Source organism: Sphingomonas olei, assembly GCF_045369765.1.
Classification (GTDB): domain Bacteria; phylum Pseudomonadota; class Alphaproteobacteria; order Sphingomonadales; family Sphingomonadaceae; genus Sphingomonas; species Sphingomonas panaciterrae.
Genome location: NZ_JBIQEU010000001.1, coordinates 46,105 through 63,181, shown reverse-complemented (window position 1 = coordinate 63,181; position 17,077 = coordinate 46,105). Strand labels below are relative to the sequence as shown.

The following is a 17,077-nucleotide window of genomic DNA, read 5'->3' as shown; positions in this document are numbered from 1 at the left end:
CCGGCGATAGGAGTCGCGGGGTTCAGGCCTCCACCGCGGCGATCTTGACCGTCGGGCATGCCATGGCGGCAAGCGCGCGTTGCTGCGGCACGGGATCGGGCGCGGGACGTGCGTAGTAGAAGCCCTGGCCGACGTGGCAGCCGAGGAGGCGGAGGCGGTGGGCCTGTGCCTCCGTCTCGATCCCTTCCGCGACCACGACCTTGCCCAAACCGCGGCCCATGCCGATGATCGCACGCACGATCGCCAGCGTCCCGCCGTCGCGTTCGTCGATGCTGGCGATGAACGAGCGGTCGATCTTGATCCGGTCGACCGGCATCTGGCGCAGGTGGACGAGCGAGGCGTAGCCGGTGCCGAAATCGTCGAGCGCGATGGCAATGCCCGCCTCGTGCAGGGTGCGCAGGTTGGCGAGGATCGAATCAGCGCCGCGATCCAGCATCACGCCCTCCGTCACCTCGATGCACAGCAGCGAGGGCGAGACATCGTGATAGCGCAGCCGTTCGAGCACGCGATCCGCGGCGCGCCGGCCGACGAGCTGCGCCGCGGTGAAATTGACGCTGAGCGTGCCGATCGAGGGGCCGTGACGACGGATCCATGCCAGTGCGAGATCGAGCACACGCTCCTGGATCAGCAGCCCGATCCGCTCCGCGACGAGGACATCGCCGAACCGCTCGGGCGTGATCATGCCATATTCGGGATGGTCCCAGCGCAGCAGCGCCTCATAGCCGCAGACCGCGCCCGAGGAGAGGGTGACTATCGGCTGCATGTGGAGCGCGAATTCGCCGCGCTCCAGCGCGCGGTGGGCGTCATTGCTGAATTCGACCTGGAGGTCGCGTAGCGCGCGCTGCAGCGGATCGTACCGATAATAGCGCATCCGCCCGAGCCGCTTGGCATTGTAGAGCGCGAGGTCGGCGTTCTGGTAGAGGAGGTCGAGCGTCGTCGCATCCTCGGGATAGCGTGCCGAGCCGACGCTGAGCGAGATGGTGCGCTCCTCTCCCATGAAGTGCCACGGGGCGCCCTGCATCCCGGCGATGGCGCGGGCGAGCACGGTTTCACATGCCTCGCCGCCCGGGCACAGGATGACGAATTCGTCGCCCCCGATGCGGGCGACCTGCGCGCCCGGGACCTGCGCGGCACCGGTCGAGAGCAGGCGCGCGATCTCCCGCAGCAGGATGTCGCCGCCGGCGTGGCCGACGCGGTCGTTGGTATGCTTCAGGTAATCGACGTCGATCAGGAACAAGGTGAACGGCGTGCCGGCGAAGATCAGTTCCTCCGCCTCGTCCTTGAAGGCGGCGCGGTTGGCGAGGCCGGTGAGGAAGTCGGTGCGCGCGGCGGTGCGCAGCGCATTCGCCTCCGCCTGGACGATCTCTCGCCGTTGGCGGGACAGTTCGAGCTCCTGCCGAAGCATCCGGAAGCGGTCGGCGATCGCCAGCGAGAGGATCAGCCCCTCGAACGCCAGCGCGGCGAAGGTCGCCATGTCGACGAAATCATTTTGCGGCGCGAAGCCCAGGTTGCGGGCGAGCCGCGCCAGGAAGACGCAGATCACCGGGCCCCAGCCGACCATGTAGAACCACACGACGCGGCTGCCGCGGCGGACCGCGATCCAGCACGACAGCGCCACGGTCACGCCGGTCGCTGCAATGGCATAGTTCAAGAGGCGATCGGTGATGATGGGCGGCAGCAACATGTCGGCCGCGGCGAGCGGGCCGAGCACCGCGCCGGCGAGCGCCAGCGACCGGCCTGCGACCACCAGCGGCCGCGGCAGCATGCCCCGTTCGATCACCGCAAAGAAGAACATGTTGCCCGCCGCGACCATCAGGCCGACGAGGGTGAAATCGAGCCGTACCGCCGTCGGGCCGACCAGCCACGGGAAGACGAAGGCGGCCATGTTGGTCCATGTCAGACCATAAGCGAGCGCCGCAGTGAGCCAGAGCAGGTACCAGCGCTGAAAGGCATAGCGTTGCCCGGCATGGATCACGGCATTGTAGAGCAGCGCCGACAGCAGGGCGCCGGTGAACAGCCCCATCAGGATCAGCCAGCGCGCATCGTCGCGAAACGCGGTGTCGGGCGAGACGGCCACGACCTTGCGCATCAAGGACAGCGTGTCGAGCTTGCGAAAGCCGAGATACAGCGCGCGGGTGTCCGACCCGGCGCTTGCCACGGGGAAGCTGAGCAAGCCGCCCGCCGCCCAATTTTTCCCCCAGGTCGCCGGCCGACCAGGTGGATCGCCGCGTGCTGTGGCGGTCGACCACCAGCACCGAAATCTTGTCGAAGCGGGTCTGATCGACCAGCAAGTGCCAGCCGGGGGCGAGCCCGTTCAGCAGCTTGTGATCAAGGCGCAGCCATATCCATTCGTGCTGGCGCGTGTCCGCCCGGTCGCCACAGGCATAGGGCGCAGCGGCGATGTCCTGCGGCGTGGTGCCGTCGGGCAGGCTGGTGACGCAGGCGGTGCGCAACAGGTCGATCTTTGTCGCTGCGGCACCCTGCGGAAGGAGGCTGGCGACCAACAGCAGCAACGCGCACAGAAATGCCCTGACGTTCGCCACCTGCCCCAACTTCCCCCTCATCACCTTCGCCCCGAACACGTCCTACCGACAAGTTCCTAACAGAAGGCAACTGTGCGGGGCGCCGGCCGCATTCCCGTCCTGCGACGGGCAGCGTTTCGACACCCCGGGACCTTAGCGGATATTTGCCGTGGAAACCATGTTGTCGCGCTGGTCCTGCAAGCGGAGCGCGAAGATGATCCTATGTGCGGCTGATACGCCGCTGACGTAAGTACCGGCGCTTCGCCGACCGAATAGCGCCCGCTCCGGCCGGCGATTGTCTTGCTACATCGGTCATTTGACCTGATGACAGCTATGACCAGAACCTAGCCCTTAGCCTTTTTGCTTGCAGAACTGCGCCTGGGACACCTGCGGCGGCGGAGAGTAGGGATGAACGCGACCAAAGATGCGATGACATTCTTAGCGCAATCTTATTAATTCTCATTCTATTCGGCGATGTTAGGGAGCATCACGTGGTAGAACGCCGCATCGTACCGGAAGCCGACATTCGGGTCGAAGTCGCCCACGGAATTTCGCCGAAGCTGGACGCACCGGCGCCGCGACTCTGGTCCGGCGCCTGCTTCATGGGCGCCGCTTGGTTCAAGGCGGCCAATGCGACTGATGCCCGGACGGTGCTGGCGATGCGGCCGGACGGCAGCACAGTCGCTGCCATACCCTTTGCCGGCCTTGGGCCTTCCTTGATAGGCATCCGCGCCGTCCCGGGCAGTTACTGGCCGTTCCGCTCCATCGCTGTGGCCGCGGATGCTCAGCCGGCCGAGCTACAGGCGTTGCTGTCAGCGCCGCGAGCGCGCCGGGCACTCTCGCCGGTGTGGCGGGTGGGTCCGGTGCTAAGAGAAGATCTGGCGGTCGCGATGCTTGAACAGGCCGCGGTCCGCTCCGGCTGGACGGTTCTGGTTCGGACGCTCGGGAAGACGTTCGTACTTAGCCTGCGCGATCAGATCGATAGCGGCGGCTGGCCGAGAAAATCGACGCGCCGGCGCCTGGAAAACTACGAGCGGCAACTGGCGAAAAAGGGAGAGCTTCACGTTCGCTTCGTCACCGGCTCCGCCTGGAACGAAGGCGTCTTTGAGGCGCTGGCGGCGATTGAGGCGAGTAGCTGGGTCGGCCGAAGAAGCGACGGCAGGGGCGCTCAGTTTCTCGCGCCTGGTCAATGCGCGCTGTGGCGCCGTGCAGTCGGCGATCCCCAAATTGCGGAGGCTCTCTCCGCGACCATCCTGACCGTCGGCGGGGAGCCGGCAGCCTTTTCCTTCGATCTTCGGGCGGGCGAGCGTCAGTACAGTATCGCCAGCAGCTATGACGAGCGCTTCGCAGCGGGTCGGCCGGGCAAGATTGTCACATATCGCCAGCTTCAGTGGGCTGCCGGTCAGGGTGTCCAGACGGTAGACCTGGGCGTTGGCGATAGCGGCTACAAGCAGGAGATGGGCGCGCGGCCGGGTTCGCAGATGATCGACCTGTTGATCGTGCGAAGCTCACCCCTTGGCTGGCTCCTCAGCTTCAAATGGGGACCGAAGTCGGAGCTTGCGCGTACCGACTTGTCCGCGAGCATGGATGCGCGCCGGCACCGCAATCGGATCGTCGCGCAGGTCGCCACCGCAGCCGCCGTCGCGGCGGCAGCATTCGCCGTCAGCCGGTGATGCACCCCCATGGCGCCGCCCGACCCCGATAACGTGATTTAGCGCGTCGCCATGAGTTGGCCCACAGTCTTCGACACATCAGGCATGAGTGTAGCGAAAAGGTGGGTCGTAAGGCGAATGCCGGATCAAAATGAGGCAGCGGACATGAAGTTAGAGACCCGCAATGAAATGTCCTTGTTTGAAGTGCCCGCTACCTTGAACGCGGACGGCAAGCTGACGGACGCCTGCGTTCAACAAGCCCTGACGGTGATGAACCGGGAGGGCTTCGTCATCTTCACGGACCTGATGTCGGACGAGGAATCAGATGTTGGCCTGGAACTGATTCGTCAAACAATCGAGGATCCTGATCGCGTCCGGGGCTCATTCGCCAGCGAGACTGACAATCGTTACGTGCGTCGCGACTTTTGCTCTTTGCCTTCGACGATGCCGGTATTGAGCTTTGCCGCCATGTTGGCGCAGCGCATTGAACCGGTCATCTCAACCTATTGTGCCCGGACGCATCCGCTGCTGGAGGTCACCACATTGACCAGCTATATTGGCTCGTCGCATCAATATGTTCACCGTGATCCACCCGGTGTAATCAGTCTCTTTGCCGCCGTGGCAGATGTATCAGAGGCTCAAGGCGGGACGGTGTTCATTCCGGGGACGCACCTGGACGGCCGCGCCGAAGAGCGGCGTGGCGCCATGGCTCATGAGCTAATGGAGCTGTTTCGGGTAAAAAGTAATGCCTACATCCTTTGCTATAACTTGGCGAAGCTGTGGAGAATGCTAAAACAAGGAAAGACATCCTTGGCGTGGGGCGAATTCCGTGATCGCGTATTTTCCAGCGCGTGGGATGAGCATCAGCCGAATTTGATGCGCTTCATCTTGGGGAAGAACTCGCAATTCAGTATTCGGAACCTGGGCCCAGGGACATTATGGAGGCTTTATAAGCATCGCGATGTGCTCAGTGAAATGTTCCATTTGGTGCAGACGGTGCCCCGGAAGGGTACGGTCATCTTGTATCAAAGTGACCTGCTCCATGCCGGACCCGACAACCGATCGCCGCATCCTCGGCGGCTCTTCAGCATGAGTGTCGCGCGGAACCCGGTCGAGCCCAAAGTCTGGCATGCCGGGTATTCGCCACACCCCACGCTGATCGCCAATTCCATAAGCCTTGGTGATCTTCTGGATCTTCCTGCCTTCCTTGCCGCCCCGGTTGCTGGGTCGCGAGATGAGATGGCTAGCGGATAAGTCCCACGGTCTCGAATCCGCGTTCAAGCCCCCGAGGAGGCGAAGCAGGTCTGGTGTGACCGTCATGACAGTCGCAAGCTGACGGTCCGTTATCGGCCCATTCAGAGCCATGCCTCGCCGAACCTGGCGCGCCTGCACCTGGCACGCGATAACGCCGACTGCTTTTGCGTTCACAAGCCGCTATCAGCGCTGCTGAAGGTGACGAGGGTGATGATGGCGACGACGGTTTACGGGATTCCGAATTGTGACACGGTGAAGAAGGCGCGGGTGTGGCTGGATGGTCATGAGGTCGGCTATCGCTTTCACAACTGGAAGACCGACGGCGTCGACGGTGACGTGCTGAACCGCGCGATCGCGCAGCATGGATGGGAGCGGGTGCTCAATCGGCAGGGCACGACGTTTCGCAAATTGCCCGAGGAGGAGCGCGCGTCGCTGGACGCGGCAACGGCGCTGCGGATCATGCAGGAGCACCCATCGACCATCAAGCGCCCGATCCTCGTCGTCGATGACGTCGTCGCTGTGGGTTTTTCGCCGGATGGTTTTCAGCAGGCGCTGGAAGCCGCGGGCCGACAGGAGGGAGTGGCGGGGAACTGAGGTCTGCCGCTGGATTGCCCGGCACGAACCCGCTAAGCGCCCATCATGTCCACGACCTTCACGATCGACAGCTCGACCAGCCGGGCAACGCCGGTGGCGACACCGATGAAGCGGGTGACCGTTCCCGCCGTGCGCCAGCGCAAGGGCAAGGAGCCGCTGGTGATGCTGACCGCGTACACCGTGCGCACGGCGCAGATCCTGGATCCGCATTGCGACATGCTGCTGGTCGGCGACAGCCTGGGTCAGGTGATCTACGGCCTGCCATCCACGGTGCCGGTCACGCTGGACATGATGGCGGCGCATGGGGCCGCGGTGGTGCGCGGCAGCTATCATGCGATGGTCATCGTCGACATGCCGTTCGGCAGCTATGAGGCGAGCCCGGAAAAGGCATTCGAGAGCGCGGCCTGGCTGCTGAAGCAGACCGGCGCGGCGGCGGTGAAGCTGGAGGGTGGGGCGGCGATGGCCCCCACCGTGGCATTTCTGTCGGAGCGCGGCATCCCGGTGATGGCGCATGTCGGGCTGACGCCGCAGGCGGTGAACGCGCTGGGCGGCTATGGCGCGCGCGGCCGGTCCGAGGCCGAGGCGAAGAAGATCGTCGGCGATGCACAGGCCGTCGCGGCAGCGGGGGCCTTCTCGATCGTCATCGAGGGCGTGATGGAGCCGATCGCGGTGCAGATCACCCGCTCGGTCGCGATTCCCACCATCGGCATCGGCGCCTCTGCGGAGTGCGACGGCCAGGTATTGGTGACCGAGGACATGCTGGGCATGTTCGAGCGTGTGCCCAAGTTCGTGAAGCGTTATGGCGACATGGCAGGCTATATCGGCGAACGTGCCGCAAGCTATGCCGACGAGGTGCGGCAACGGACATTTCCGGGCGCCGACCAGATCTACGTTCCGAAATCCTGAGCCGCTTTTGTTTTTCCAGCGGTGAGCGTATCGTCCGCCGCCTTTCCGACAAGTTGGAGTAAGCCGTGGCGCTGACGCCGCAAAACAACGAAGCCTTCCTGCGTGAAGTCGACGAGGAACTCCGCAAGGAGCAGGCGGCCGCTTTGGCGAAACGCTGGGGGTTGGCGATTGCCATTCTTCTGGTGGTGGGCCTGGCGATCTTTGCCGGCTACCTGTTCTGGCGCCACCAGCAGAATGAAGCCGCCGGCCGCGAGGGCGAGCAGCTTCAGCTGGTCTGGGACGAACTGGCGGCCAACAATGCCGCCAAGGCGTCGCCGGAACTGGCCAAGCTCGCCGATTCCAGCGCGCCAGGCTATCGCGCGGTGGCGCTGTTCACTGAGGCCGACCTGCTGCTGCAGAAGGACGACCTGAAAGGTGCGGCTGCCAAGTTCGGCGCGATCGCATCCGACACGTCGCTGGCAGAACCGTTCCGCGACCTGGCGCTGATCCGACAGACGAGCGCGGAATATGATTCGCTGAAGCCCGAGCAGGTGGTCGAGCGGCTGCGCGCGATCGCGGTGCCGGAAAACCCGTATTTCGGTAGCGCCGGCGAACTGGTGGCAATGGCCTATCTGAAGCAGAACAAGCGCGACCTGGCGGGTCGGCTGTTCGGACAGATCGCCCAGGCGGAGCAGGTGCCGCCGTCGATCCGTCAACGCGCAGTTCAGATGGCGGGCCTATTGGGCGTCGATGCCGTGCCGGCCGAGGCAGGCACGAAAGAGGACGTGACGAAGCAATGAAGAGATCGATTGCCGCGCCCATCGCCCTCGCGGCACTGATGGGGCTGAGCGCCTGCGGCGTGTTCAAGGGTTCGCCCAAGAAGACGCCGACGGTCGGTAACCGCGTTCCGATCCTGGTGGCCGAAAGCGCGGCGGAGGTCGATCCGTCGCTGGCCGGCGTCCAGGTGCTGTTGCCGCCGGCAGTGGTGAACACCGAATGGGCCCAGCCGGGCGGCAATGCCGCCAAGTCGATGGGCCAGCTGGCGCTGGGCGCATCACCCGCGCGCGTGTGGACGGCATCGATCAACGGCGGCTCCAACCGGCAGCGGCTGGGCGCGGCGCCGGTCATCGCCGAAGGGCGTGTGTTCGTCGTCGACGTGGAAGCGAACGTCCATGCCTTTTCCGCCGAGACGGGCGCAAGCCAGTGGACCACCGCGCTGTCCGATGGCGACGCCAACAAGGCGGCGCTGTTCGGCGGCGGGGCAAGCTTCGACGGCGGGCGCGTCTATGCGACCGACGGGCTGGGCGATGTCGTCGCGCTGAACGCGACCGATGGCGCCGTCGTATGGCGGTCGAAGCCGGGCGGTCCGCTGCGCGGCGCGCCGACCGTCGCCAACGGCCAGGTCTATGTGCTGAGCCAGGACAATCAGCTGTTCGCGCTCGACCAGAATGACGGCAAGGTCGTGTGGACGGCCACCGCCAGCGTCGAGACGCAGGGCGTGTTCGGCGTCGCGGCGCCCGCGGCCGCATCGGGCACGATCGTGGCGGGCTTCTCCTCGGGCGAGCTCAACGCCTATCGCTACGAGAACGGCCGCACCCTGTGGCAGGACGCCTTGTCGCGCACCAGTTCCTCCACGTCGGTGTCGAGCCTTGCCGATATCGATGCCGAACCGGTGATCGCCGACGGTCGCGTCTACGCCGTCGGGCAGGGCGGGCGCATGGTGGCGGTGGAGATCGCGACCGGCCAGCGGCTGTGGGAGCAGAATTTCGCCAGCATCACCACGCCGTGGTTGGCCGGCGAATGGCTGTTCATCGTCACCGATGATGCGCGGCTGGTCTGCCTGTCGCGTGCCAACGGCAAGGTGCGCTGGATCAACCAGTTGCAGGCCTATCGCAATGTCGAGAAGCGCAAGGGCCCCTATACCTGGTTCGGCCCGGTGCTGGCCGGTGACCGGCTGTGGCTGACCAATTCGCGCGGGCAGCTGGTCGGCACGTCGCCGGCCGACGGCAGCGTGCAGGTGACGATCGACAACGGCGCGCCGTTCACGCTGTCCCCGGTCGTCGCCAACCAGACGATGTACGTCCTTGACCAGAAGGGGCGGCTGTCGGCCTATCGCTGATCGGGGGCCGGCAGTGATGCCGGCTCCTGCGAGCAGCACGCTGCGGCTTCCGCTGTCGGGCGGGGCGCTGTAGGGGCACGTGATGGCACGTCTTCCCACTGTTGCGATTGTTGGCCGACCCAATGTCGGCAAATCGACCCTGTTCAACCGCCTGGTCGGCAAGAAGCTGGCGCTGGTCGACGACCGGCCCGGCGTGACGCGCGACCGGCGCGAGGGCGAGGCGCACCTGCTGGGGCTCGATTTCCGCGTGGTCGATACCGCGGGCTATGAGGATCACGACCCGCAGTCGCTGCCCGGGCGGATGCGGATGCAGACCGAGGCCGCCGTGGCGCAGGCCGATGTCGCGCTGTTCATGATCGATTCGCGCGCCGGCATCGTGCCGCTCGACGAGGAAATCGGCCGGTGGCTGCGCGGATCGACCACGCCGATGGTTCTGGTCGCCAACAAGGCCGAAGGCCGGTCGGGCGAGCAGGGCGTGCTGGAGGCGCTGGCGCTTGGTTTTGGGGATCCGGTGCAATTGTCCGCCGAACATGGCGAAGGCGTCGCGGACCTGTTCGAGGCGCTGCTGCCGTACCTGGAGCGCGACGAGGAGGACGTTTCCGACGAGGACGAGGAAGATCCCGCCGCGCCGCTGAAGCTGGCGATCGTCGGGCGACCGAACGCCGGCAAGTCGACGCTGGTCAATCGGATGCTGGGCGAGGACCGTATGATCACTGGTCCCGAGGCCGGGATCACGCGCGATTCGATCGCCATTGACTGGGAGTGGCAGGGCCGCCCGGTGCGCCTGATCGACACGGCCGGGATGCGCAAGCGCGCCAAGGTCCAGGACAAGCTGGAGAAATTGTCGGTCGCCGATGCGCTGCATGCGGTGGATTTCGCCGAGGTCGTGGTGCTGCTGCTCGATGCGACGCTGGGGCTGGAGTCGCAGGACCTGCGCATCGCCGACCGCGTGCTGGAGGAAGGCCGCGCGCTGATCATCGCGCTGAACAAATGGGACGTCGCGGACAATCCCTCGTCGCTGTTCAACGGCGTCAAGGCGGCGCTGGGCGATGGCCTGAGCCAGGTAAAGGGCGTGCCGCTGATCACCGTGTCGGCGATGACCGGGCGTGGCATCGACCAGTTGCTGGGCGCCGCGTTCGAGACGCGCGAGGCATGGTCGCGGCGCGTGCCGACGGGCGAACTCAACCGCTGGTTCGAGCGTGCGATCGAGGCGAACCCGCCACCCGCGCCCGGCGGCAAGCGGATCAAGATGCGCTACGTCACGCAGGTGAAGACGCGCCCGCCAAGCTTCGTCATCTTCGGCACGCGCGTGGACCAGCTGCCGGCCAGCTACGAGCGGTATCTGGTCAATTCGCTGCGCCGTGACCTGGGCTTTGGCGCGGTGCCGATCCGGTTGACGCTGCGCGCGCCCAAAAATCCGTTCGGTAGCTGACGCTTACCTGCTGTTTACCGTGATGGCCTAGGCCGGGCGGCGAACAACGATCGCACGACATGCGACAATGGGGGAAGCAAGCGTGTCACTCGAACCGGGAATCCTGGTGGACCGGGAAGCCTTTGCCAAGGCCAGGGCGGAGCTTGGGACCGGATTCCAGCGCATCCTGGGCTATTTCCGCGAGGACGGAATCAAGTCGGTTTCGGCGATAGAGGCGGCAATGCGCGCCAAGAATGCGGCCGGCCTGATCATCCCGGCGCACACGCTGAAGGGCGAGGCGCGGCAGTTCGGCGCGGCGCCGCTGGCCGATCTGGCGGAGCGGATCGAGACGATGGGGCGCGACTGCGTCGAAACGCGCGATACGCCGGAGGACGTGCTGGAGGACGTGGTCGCGTTGCGCCCGCTGTTCACCCAGACGCTGGCGCTGCTGGAGCGCGAGGCGGGGCCGGCGCCGGTGCGGCGGTCGGCGGCCGGGTTCGGGCGGCGGACGTCATCGGCGAATATCATCGGATAGCAGGACGCCGCGGCGCGGCCTTCGAGTTAGAGCGGGCGCTGGCGTGGCGCGCCGGGACAGGGCCGGCGCCACCCGCGGGATGGCGCCTGTACCGGGTTACCCGTGCGGCTTGTCAGCCTCTGCATTGAGCTGGATGTAGTTCTGCAGCCCCATGCGCTCGATCATCTCGAACTGGCGTTCGAGCGTGTCGACATGCTCTTCCTCACTGATGAGGATGCGGGTGAACAGGTCGCGGCTGCCGAAGTCCTTGACCTCTTCACAATAAGTGATCGCGGCCTTCAGCTGGGCGACGGCCTCGATCTCCATCGCGAGATCGGCCTTCAGCACCTCCTCGACGGTCTCACCAATGCGCAGGCGGCCGAGCAGCTGGAAATTGGGCAGGCCATCGAGGAAGAGGATTCGCTCAGCGAGCCAATCCGCATGCTTCATCTCGTCGATGGATTCGTGCCGCTCATATTCGGCGAGCTTCTTGACGCCCCAATGTTCGAGCAGGCGATAGTGCAACCAATATTGATTGATTGCCGTCAGCTCGTTCTTCAGCGTCTCGTTAAGAAACTCGATGACGCGCGGGTCGCCCTTCATTGAAATACCTCCATGTCGTTCCCGTCCTTACCTTGGGATGTGGAGGATCAGCAATCAAAAATTGGCGGATTTCCGCGGTTTTTAGAAGGTGCGAATGTTATGCAGCAGCACGCTCTTCATCGATAATGGCTCGCGCGAAGGGCGTGCACTGACCGCATTTCGGCTGGCGGCCGAGCGAACGATAGGCCTGGCATGCCGTCGTCGAGCCGGCGCGCGCCGCCTCGCGGACCTGGGTTTCACGAATAGCATTGCAAACGCAAACGACCATGAAGAGCACCTTTCGTTGAAGGGTGCATATCGCTCATGAGAACAGGTCGCAACTATAATTGCGTCTAATTCGCAAAAGAGCGCCGGTCGGAGGGTGGCCGGCGACGAAATGGTGGGCGTTTCCCGAACGTCAACGAGCGCCACGCCCATTCGAGCGGGCCGGCGGCGAATCGATCGAGCCAGGGTTTCGACCAGAGGAGCATCAGCGCCCAAATAGCGGCGACCACAGGATAAAGCTGCCAACGCTGGAGATAGCCGAACCACCCGAGGCCGTAGCCGTAGAAGAGGAGGGTGCAGATGATGCTGGTCGCGAGATAATTGGTGAAGGCCATCCGCCCGGCCGCCGTCAGCCGGATCGGTAACCAGGCGGTCGGAATGCGGGTGATCAGCGCCATGACGACGATGGCATGGGCGAGCGCCATGGCGGGGCGGAGGAGCACGAGGTGCAACGGCTCCGCCAGCATCAGCACGATCGGATCGAAGTTCGAGGCGCTGATCCAGAGCGCCAGCCCGACATAGGCGGGGAGGCACAGGCCGTAGCCGATCAGGAGCACGGCGCGCGTCCACCGGGCGGGCCAGTCGCCGGTGAAGAAGCCGCTGCGGAACAGCGCCATGCCGAGCAGCATCAGCCCGATCGTCTCGGCGGCGAGATCGGGGAATATCTGCCGCTGGGCCTGCCACGCCAGGGTTGCGCGCATCGCGGTGACTTGCTGCCAGTCCCCGCGGAAAGCCACGAGTTCCGCGGGGATCGTCGCGCGCAGGCTGTCCATTTCCGCTTGATAGCGGGCCCATTCGGCGAGGATTGCGGGGGACGCGCGGGGCGACAGGGCAAGCGCGCGGAAATGCTCGGCCGCCGCGTGATCGACGATGCCGGTGACGAGCGGGGCGGCGATCAGCAGGGTAGCGATCGCGAGCATGCGGGGGAGGGGCCAGTCGCGCGCGAGGAACACCAGCGCGCCGCACAGGGCGTAGAGCACCAGAATGTCGCCGGGCCAGATCAGATAGGCATGGACCATCCCGATCGCGAACAGCGTGGCCATTCGCGCATAATGGATGCGGGCCGGGGACCTGCCGCTGCGCAGCGCCCGATCCGCGATCAACAGGGTCGAGGCGCCGAACAGCATCGTGAACAGGCCGCGCATCTTGCCGTCGGCGAGGATGAAGGCGAGCACCCAGGCCCACCAATTGGCGCCGGTGCTGCCGCCGTAGACGGTGGGATCGACATAGGCATAGCTCGGCATCGCGAAGGCGACGATGTTGAGCAGGAGGATTCCGAGAACGGCGAAGCCGCGCACGCCGTCGATCGCGGTGATCCGGCCGGGCGCGCGGACAGGGCCGGCGATGCTCATGCGCGGCAGCGATCAGCGCGGGATGAGGGCAAGGTTCCGCCGTTCGGCCGCGTGGCGCGCGGCGAGGAAGATCGCGCCGGTTGAGGCGAGCGCGAGGAAGCCGACCACCAATGAGTCAAGGACCATCGCCAGCCACACGACCCAGGGCGGCGCGCCGACCGGGAGGATGTTCAGCGCCTGATGCAGCGCGGCGAGCGGCAGGAAGCCGGCGATCATGTAGACGACGGCGCGCCAGAAACTGCCGGCCATGATCGCGATCGAGCGCAGCGGGCCGATCGCCGTGTTGCCGAGCGGCCAGGCTACGCGCCATGCGGAAAGATAGATGCCGAGTACGGCGGCGAGCACGCCCAGCGCCAGTGAGGCATATTCCCACCAGGCGAAGGGAAGGCCGAGAACGACGCCCGGCGGCGGCCCGAACAGCGAGAGCCACTGGACCATGGCAAGGATCGCGAACTGGATGCCGAACAGGGTCACGGCCGGCCGCTCGACCTTCTTGGCCCAGGCGGCGTCGCGGCCGGAGGCCATGAAGCGGATGAACCAATAGGAGGGCAGCAGCATCGCGAGGATCTTGGCGAAGCCCAGCGACAGGCGGCGTTGATCGAGCGCGGCGGTGGCGCGGAAGCCCTGCGAGAAGAGACCGAGGTCGATCTCCACCACGTGCTGGCCGAATTCGAGCACCGCGGGGATCGAGAACAGGATCGGGAGTGCCAGCGCGAAGGCGAGGCAGTCGGCGTATAATTGCTTGATGTCGCGCCACATCGTTTCGTCGTCACCTGTCCTTGGCGGCGGGGTGGGCGACGGCGCGCGGGGTTTCAAGCGGTAAGTGGCAGGCGGTCCTGCCGGGGTGCCGATCGACGCCCCGGCAGGCCGTGTCCGTCAGGCCGGCAGAAGCCGCTTTTCGCCGGCGACCTTCATCATCGCCTTCTGCAGCTTTTCAAAGGCGCGCACCTCGATCTGGCGAACGCGTTCGCGGCTGACGCCATAAACCTGGCTCAGTTCCTCGAGCGTCTTGGGATCGTCGGTCAGGCGACGCTCGGTCAGGATGTGCTTTTCACGATCGTTCAGGCTGTCCATAGCGCTGACGAGCATGTCGTGGCGGACTTCAGCCTCCTGCGCATCGGCAACGATCTGATCCTGCAGGGGCGAATCGTCCTGCAGCCAATCCTGCCACTGGCCCTCGCCATCCTCGCGCATCGAGACGTTGAGCGACGTGTCGCCGCCCATCGCCATGCGGCGGTTCATGCTGACCACGTCGGCCTCGCTGACGCCCAGATCGGTTGCGATCTTGGTCAGATCCTCCGGCTTCAGATCGCCGTCCTCGAACGCATCGAGACGAGCCTTCATCCGGCGCAGGTTGAAGAACAGCTTCTTCTGCGCGGCGGTGGTGCCCATCTTCACCAGGCTCCACGAGCGCAGGATGAATTCCTGAATCGAGGCGCGGATCCACCACATCGCGTACGTGGCGAGGCGGAAGCCGCGATCGGGCTCGAACTTCTTCACGCCCTGCATCAGGCCGATATTGCCCTCGCTGATCAGCTCGGACACGGGCAGGCCATAGCCGCGATAGCCCATCGCGATTTTCGCGACGAGACGCAGGTGGCTGGTGACGAGCTGAGCTGCCGCCTCAGGATCGCCATGTTCCTGAAAACGCTTGGCGAGCATATATTCCTGCTCGGGCGCCAGGATCGGAAACTTCTTGATCTCGGCGAGATAGCGGTTGAGGCTCTGCTCGCCGCCGAGAGCGGGGATCGTCGCTGGGACGTTGCCGCTAGCCATGAGTACCTAATCTCCCTTTCCGGGGAACGCCACGCGCAGATCAGCGCAGGCGGTTACACCCTATACGTCGAGTTGACTGAACAGTTCCTGCATGTCTGCAGGCATCGCGCTTTCGAACGACAAAGCGGTGCTTGTGATCGGATGAACGAACCCCAGCCGGGCTGCGTGCAGCGCCTGTCGCCGGAACGAAAGTTCATCAAGTTGACGCTTATGAACTGGTTTTGTTCTACCATAGACCGGGTCGCCCAGCAAGGCGTGGCCGATCGAGGCCATGTGGACGCGCACCTGGTGGGTGCGGCCGGTTTCGAGCCGGCATTCGACCAGCGCCGCGTCGCGCAGCAGATGTTCGGTGCGGTAATGCGTCACCGCACGCTTGCCGCCGGCGACGATCGCCACCTTCTTGCGGTTGTGCGGCGAGCGGGCGAGCGGCGCATCGACGGTGCCCGCGGGCGGCATCGGGCGGCCGCCGACGATCGCCTTGTAGCGCCGGTCGATGGTGTGCGCGGCGAATTGCTTCGCCAGCCCCTCATGCGTGCGATCGGTCTTCGCCGCCACCATCAGCCCCGAGGTGTCCTTGTCGATGCGGTGGACGATGCCGGGCCGCGCCACTCCGCCGATGCCCGAGAGCGAGCCGCCGCAATGATGCAGCAGCGCGTTCACCAGCGTCCCGTCGAGGTTGCCCGCGGCGGGATGAACCACCAGCCCGGCAGGCTTGTCGATGACGATGAGATGTTCGTCTTCATAGGCGACCACCAAGGGGATGTCCTGCGGCTCGTTATGCGCCGGCGTGGGGGCCGGCACGGCCACATTATAGACCTCGCCAGCGGCGGCGCGACGCGCAGGATCACGTACTGCCAGACCGTCGCGGGTGACCTGGCCGGCGTTGATCAATACCTTGAGCCGTTCGCGCGACAGCGTCGGCACGGCGTCGGCGAGCGCACGGTCGAGCCGCCATGTATCGGCAGCCGGTGCGATCGTCGCTTGAATGATGGAAACCCCCCGGTCCATTAGGTGTCCTAGATGGGTGAGACGGTGCATATTTCAAGGTCGCTGGCCGGCGAAATCATTTCGCATGCGGCACAAAGCGATCATGAGGTTTGTGGCTTGCTGCTTGGCAGCGCAGGCCATGTGACTCAGGTTGTTGCCTGCCGCAATGTTCATCCGACACCGGCAACCCATTTCGAGCTGGATCCGGCGGCGCTGTTCGCCGCGCTGCGCGCCGCGCGGGCGGGCGGGCCGGGGGTGATCGGCCATTATCATTCGCACCCGTCGGGCCAGGCGACGCCATCGGCCACCGATGCCGCCGCCGCGGCCGCCGACGGGAGCATCTGGATCATCGTCGCAGGCATCGACATCACCGCGTGGAAGGCGGTGGGCGACGGAGCGGTGCACGGCCGCTTCGATCCGCTTGCCCTTGCCATTGCGCGGTAAAGTCCGCTGCGTCATTGAACGCGCATGACCATCGATCCCGTCGACTTCGCCAGCCTGCTCTGCTCCCGCCTGTGCCATGATCTGCTGTCGCCGATCGGCGCGCTGAACAACGGGTTGGAGCTGCTGGCCGACGAGACCGATCCCAAGATGCGCGAGCGGTGCATGGAGCTGATGGCGGAAAGCGCGCGGACGTCCGCCGCCAAGCTGAAATTCTTCCGCCTGGCGTTCGGCGCGGCAGGCGGGTTCGGCGAGGCCGTCGACACGCGCGAGGCGCAGCAGGCGATCGAGGGCCTGTTCGGCGAGACCAAGCGGCTGAAGGTCAACTGGCTGGTCGAGGAGCCGATGCTGCCCAAGGCGGCGATCAAGGTGCTGCTGAACATGGCGATGATCGCCGGCGACACGCTGGTGCGCGGCGGATCGCTGGATATCGGCAGCGAGAGCGGCGACACCGCGATCGAGATCGTGATGAAGGCCGAGGGGCCGCGCATCACGCTGGACGACGAATTGCGCTCCACGCTGGTCGATGGCCGCGCGTCCGAGGCGGTGACGCCGCGCGTGGCGGCCGCGTTCCTGGTGCACGAGATGGTCAAATCGGCCAATGGCCGCGTGCTGGTGAGCGCACCGGCCGAGGACGTGATGCTGTTCGGCGCGACGATGCGGCCCCATTGAGGCAATAAACGCGGAATTTACCGCCGCTGCC

Annotated in this window: 17 protein-coding genes; 10 read left to right on the top strand and 7 right to left on the bottom strand. The window is 65.5% G+C overall.

Going from position 1 to position 17,077, the window contains the following annotated elements; all coding sequences use genetic code 11:
• Positions 1–22 precede the first annotated feature (22 nt).
• Positions 23–2,173, bottom strand: coding sequence for a putative bifunctional diguanylate cyclase/phosphodiesterase (locus tag ACH0BU_RS00315; RefSeq protein WP_500263465.1), 2,151 nt, complete (start codon positions 2,171–2,173; stop codon positions 23–25).
• Positions 2,174–3,013: 840 nt separating this feature from the next.
• On the opposite strand from ACH0BU_RS00315, the gene ACH0BU_RS00310 reads away from it, so the two are divergent.
• The 8 genes from ACH0BU_RS00310 to ACH0BU_RS00275 all read left to right on the top strand — a co-directional run bounded on the left by ACH0BU_RS00310 (position 3,014) and on the right by ACH0BU_RS00275 (position 10,972).
• A complete protein-coding gene (locus tag ACH0BU_RS00310) occupies positions 3,014–4,195 on the top strand; it encodes a GNAT family N-acetyltransferase (RefSeq protein WP_500263464.1) in 1,182 nt (393 codons plus the stop codon).
• 144 nt (positions 4,196–4,339) lie between these two features.
• The gene (locus ACH0BU_RS00305) at positions 4,340–5,428 is read left to right on the top strand and encodes a phytanoyl-CoA dioxygenase family protein (RefSeq protein WP_500263463.1); all 1,089 of its coding nucleotides are present in this window, start codon (positions 4,340–4,342) and stop codon (positions 5,426–5,428) included.
• A gap of 213 nt (positions 5,429–5,641) precedes the next feature.
• Positions 5,642–6,022, top strand: coding sequence for an ArsC family reductase (locus ACH0BU_RS00300; protein ID WP_500263462.1), 381 nt, complete (start codon positions 5,642–5,644; stop codon positions 6,020–6,022).
• 45 nt (positions 6,023–6,067) lie between these two features.
• Positions 6,068–6,928, top strand: a complete 861-nt coding sequence (gene panB / locus ACH0BU_RS00295; RefSeq protein ID WP_500263461.1) for a 3-methyl-2-oxobutanoate hydroxymethyltransferase — start codon at positions 6,068–6,070, stop codon at positions 6,926–6,928.
• 65 nt (positions 6,929–6,993) lie between these two features.
• On the top strand, positions 6,994–7,707 hold the full coding sequence (locus tag ACH0BU_RS00290; RefSeq protein ID WP_046408593.1) for a tetratricopeptide repeat protein: 714 nt from the start codon (positions 6,994–6,996) through the stop codon (positions 7,705–7,707).
• Positions 7,704–9,026 (top strand): outer membrane protein assembly factor BamB family protein, encoded by a 1,323-nt coding sequence (locus ACH0BU_RS00285; protein WP_046408595.1) that lies wholly within the window; start codon positions 7,704–7,706, stop codon positions 9,024–9,026. The genes ACH0BU_RS00290 and ACH0BU_RS00285 overlap by 4 nt, the downstream gene beginning before the upstream one ends.
• 82 nt (positions 9,027–9,108) lie before the next feature.
• Positions 9,109–10,458, top strand: a complete 1,350-nt coding sequence (der, locus tag ACH0BU_RS00280) for a ribosome biogenesis GTPase Der (protein ID WP_500263460.1) — start codon at positions 9,109–9,111, stop codon at positions 10,456–10,458.
• Positions 10,459–10,525: 67 nt separating this feature from the next.
• Positions 10,526–10,972, top strand: a complete 447-nt coding sequence (locus tag ACH0BU_RS00275; protein ID WP_500263459.1) for an Hpt domain-containing protein — start codon at positions 10,526–10,528, stop codon at positions 10,970–10,972.
• A gap of 96 nt (positions 10,973–11,068) precedes the next feature.
• Here ACH0BU_RS00275 and bfr read toward each other — a convergent pair whose 3' ends face one another.
• The 6 genes from bfr to ACH0BU_RS00245 all read right to left on the bottom strand — a co-directional run bounded on the left by bfr (position 11,069) and on the right by ACH0BU_RS00245 (position 15,954).
• Positions 11,069–11,554: a bacterioferritin gene (gene bfr / locus ACH0BU_RS00270; RefSeq protein ID WP_046408598.1), complete on the bottom strand. Its 486-nt coding sequence runs from the start codon at positions 11,552–11,554 to the stop codon at positions 11,069–11,071.
• Between the two features lie 97 nt (positions 11,555–11,651).
• Positions 11,652–11,822, bottom strand: coding sequence for a (2Fe-2S)-binding protein (locus tag ACH0BU_RS00265; protein WP_082102837.1), 171 nt, complete (start codon positions 11,820–11,822; stop codon positions 11,652–11,654).
• Between the two features lie 64 nt (positions 11,823–11,886).
• On the bottom strand, positions 11,887–13,170 hold the full coding sequence (locus ACH0BU_RS00260) for a DUF418 domain-containing protein (protein WP_500263458.1): 1,284 nt from the start codon (positions 13,168–13,170) through the stop codon (positions 11,887–11,889).
• Between the two features lie 12 nt (positions 13,171–13,182).
• Positions 13,183–13,929: a hypothetical protein gene (locus ACH0BU_RS00255; protein ID WP_500263457.1), complete on the bottom strand. Its 747-nt coding sequence runs from the start codon at positions 13,927–13,929 to the stop codon at positions 13,183–13,185.
• 117 nt (positions 13,930–14,046) lie between these two features.
• Positions 14,047–14,946, bottom strand: a complete 900-nt coding sequence (gene rpoH, locus ACH0BU_RS00250; RefSeq protein ID WP_046408604.1) for an RNA polymerase sigma factor RpoH — start codon at positions 14,944–14,946, stop codon at positions 14,047–14,049.
• Between the two features lie 60 nt (positions 14,947–15,006).
• The gene (locus tag ACH0BU_RS00245) at positions 15,007–15,954 is read right to left on the bottom strand and encodes an RluA family pseudouridine synthase (RefSeq protein WP_136451763.1); all 948 of its coding nucleotides are present in this window, start codon (positions 15,952–15,954) and stop codon (positions 15,007–15,009) included.
• 12 nt (positions 15,955–15,966) lie between these two features.
• On the opposite strand from ACH0BU_RS00245, the gene ACH0BU_RS00240 reads away from it, so the two are divergent.
• On the top strand, positions 15,967–16,377 hold the full coding sequence (locus ACH0BU_RS00240) for a M67 family metallopeptidase (RefSeq protein ID WP_500263456.1): 411 nt from the start codon (positions 15,967–15,969) through the stop codon (positions 16,375–16,377).
• Positions 16,378–16,401: 24 nt separating this feature from the next.
• Positions 16,402–17,046 carry a histidine phosphotransferase family protein gene (locus ACH0BU_RS00235; RefSeq protein WP_046408607.1) on the top strand — a complete coding sequence of 215 codons (645 nt, stop codon included), beginning with the start codon at positions 16,402–16,404 and terminating at the stop codon, positions 17,044–17,046.
• The last annotated feature ends 31 nt before the right edge of the window (positions 17,047–17,077 follow it).